This window comes from Dokdonella sp., from assembly GCF_051958935.1.
Classification (GTDB): Bacteria; Pseudomonadota; Gammaproteobacteria; order Xanthomonadales; family Rhodanobacteraceae; genus Dokdonella_A.
This window is the reverse complement of record NZ_JBQCFP010000091.1, coordinates 1-2616: the sequence shown is the minus strand read 5'-3', so window position 1 is coordinate 2616 and position 2616 is coordinate 1. Positions and strand designations below refer to the sequence as shown.

At 70.3% G+C, this 2616-nt stretch carries 2 protein-coding genes; both read right to left on the bottom strand.

Features of this window, described 5'->3' with window-relative positions; genetic code table 11:
- Positions 1-282: hypothetical protein (locus ACTHK2_RS08090; RefSeq protein WP_440245194.1), on the bottom strand; the 282-nt coding region annotated here is incomplete at its 3' end.
- An 882-nt stretch (positions 283-1164) separates the two neighbouring features.
- Positions 1165-2616: efflux transporter outer membrane subunit (locus tag ACTHK2_RS08085; RefSeq protein WP_440245193.1), on the bottom strand; the 1452-nt coding region annotated here is incomplete at its 5' end.

The window sequence follows — 2616 nt, the reverse complement described above, 5'->3', positions numbered from 1 at the left end:
CCAGACGTCGGTGCGAAGCGATAGCCAGAGAACCGTATCCGAGAGGATGAGCGTGTACGCGAGGTTGCCGCGCAGCGCCCGATTCTCAATGAATGCAAGGCGATGACGCTGGGTAAGTGCTGTACGAATGAATCCACGCGGAAACCTTACCTTGGCTTCGGGGTAGTCAACATGCGTTCGATCCTGAGACGCGCAGTAATCTTGAATGAGCTGAAGAAGTCGTCCGGCTTCGGCCGAGGCTGCGACAAGATCATCTTCCGAGTCGATTCGCTCAATCGGCATGCCGCAAACTACAAATAGACCCCGAAATCGGGGCGTTGCGCGGCATCGTGCTCGTCCTCGCCCCTGCCGGTCAAGATGATTTCCCGTGCGACATCAATCACCTGGGGCACCGGTCGGCTCGCGATAGAGTCCGCCCTGCCGCGCAACATCCCGTATGTGAAGGCGTAACAGGTTACACATCTGGACGTACGAGCGTAACGGGCAATGGCGGCGTTGGGTCAGGAGTCCGTTCCGGCTTCTCTGCGATCGGCAAGCCCGGAGCCCTGGGGATCTGGCTTTCCCGGGCGCCCTCGGCGCTCGTTGCCCGGAAGGTCGAGTTTCGCGGGTGGAGGGTCGAGTTCCGGGCGTGGAGGGACGAGCGCAGGGCCTCGCACTTCGAGCACGACGCTCGGCGCTCTCCTCCCGGAGCTCGACCTTTCGGATTCGCAACTCGGACCTTCGAGTTCGGAGCTCGACTTTTCGAGATCGGAACTCCGCCTTTCGAGTTCGGCGCTCGACCGATCGAGCCCTGAGCTTTGCCGTCCGAGCTCGGAGCTCGGTGTTCGAGGCCTGCGCTTTGGCCGTTCGATCTCGGCGCTCGGGCGTTCGCGTCCGGCGCCTGGCGCGTCGAGCGTCGAGCGTGGCATGTCGAGTTCCGTAGCCTTCGGTTGGAGGACCCGGCGGCGGGGTTGCAGCGGGGAGCCCGGAGGGTGACGCGGGGAGCGCGATCCGGCGGGCTCCGTCGATGGCGGTTGCGGTTCTGGCGGAGCGTCGACGGCTTCGTAGGCGTACGCTCCGGAGGCCCTCACCCGCCGCGTCGCGCGGCGGCCTCTCCCGCGAGCGGGAGAGGCGTACCATGCGCGAGGGGCGAAACGGAGGAACGCGAGGGCGGGAGTCGGTGCCTCAGCGCTGCGCGATGCCCTCGCGCTGCGGCACGTGCTGCGGCCAGCCGCCGGCGAGGGCCTGATAGAGCGCGACGGCGCCGGTGACGCTGCGCGTGCGCGCGTCGGCGAATGCGTCCTGGGCCTGCAGGCGGCTGCGTTCGGCGTCGAGCACGTCGAGCAGGCCGGCGGCGCCGGCTTCGTAGCGGACGCGGGCGAGGCGCGCGGCTTCGGCGCTGTCGGTGGCGGCGCGCTCGAGCTGGGCGTCTTCGGCGCGTGCCTTGGCGTAGCGCACGAGTGCGTTCTCGGTGTCCTCCAGCGCGAGCAGCACGCTCTGGCGGTATTGCGCGAGTGCGGCTTCCGCGTCGGCGCCGCTCGCGGCGATGCGCGCGCGCACGTGGCCGACGTCGAGGAAGGACCAGTCGACGCCGAGCGCGAGCAAATGCGTTTCGCTGTCGCGTTCGAACAGCGAGCCCGTGCTGGCCGCCTGGGTGCCGAGCAGGCCGCCGAGGGTGAAGCGCGGAAACAGGTCGGCGGTGGCGACGCCGACGCGTGCGGTCGCGGCGTGCAGGCGCTGTTCGGCGGCGGCAACGTCGGGCCGGCGGCGCAGCAGCTCGCCCGGCGTGCCGGCGTCGAGGCGTTCGGGCAGCGCAGGCAATGCGCCCGGCGACTTGAGTTCGTCGATCAATGCGCCGGGCGTGCGGCCCGTGAGCACCGCGAGGCGATGCATCGCGAAGGCGATCTGCGCCTCGAGCGCGGGCACGCGCGCGTCGGTGGTTTCCAGCTGTGCGCGCGCACGCGCGCTGTCGAAGTCGGTGCCGCCGCCCGCGTCGACGCGGGCGTCGACCAGCTGCAGGGTCTCGCGCTGGTTCGAGGCGTTGTCCTGCGCGACGCGCAGGCGTTCCTGCAGGCCGCGCAGCTCGACGTAGGTGCGTGCGACGGAGCCCGCGATCGCGACCTGCGCGGCGGCGAGGTCGGCCGCGCTCGCGGCCGCATCGGCGCGACCGGCTTCGATCGAGCGGCGGATGCGGCCGAAGAGGTCGAGTTCCCAGCTTGCGCCGATGCCGGCGTCGTAGCTCTTCGTGTCGCGGCCGTCGCGGTCCACGCCGGGCAGCTGGTCGGCGCTGGAGCGGATGTCCTGGCCGTTCGCGCTCGCGGTGATCACCGGCAGTGCGTCGAACTTCGCGCTGCGCAGTTCCGCGTTGGCGCGCTCGTAGTGGGCGAGCGCGACCTTGAGGTCGTTGTTCGCGGCGAGCGCCTGCTCGATGAGCGCGTTGAGTTCGGCGTCGCCGAAGCGCGCCCAGAATGCATCGTCGGGCGCGGGAACGGCGGCCGCATCGGTGGCGGCATCGGCACGCGCGAACTCGGCCGGCGCGGCGGTGTCGGGCTTCACGTAGTCGGGGCCGACCGTGCACGCGCCGAGCGCGAGGGTGAGGCCGAGGGCGAGCGCCTTCGGCGCCGCAGTGAGGATGGA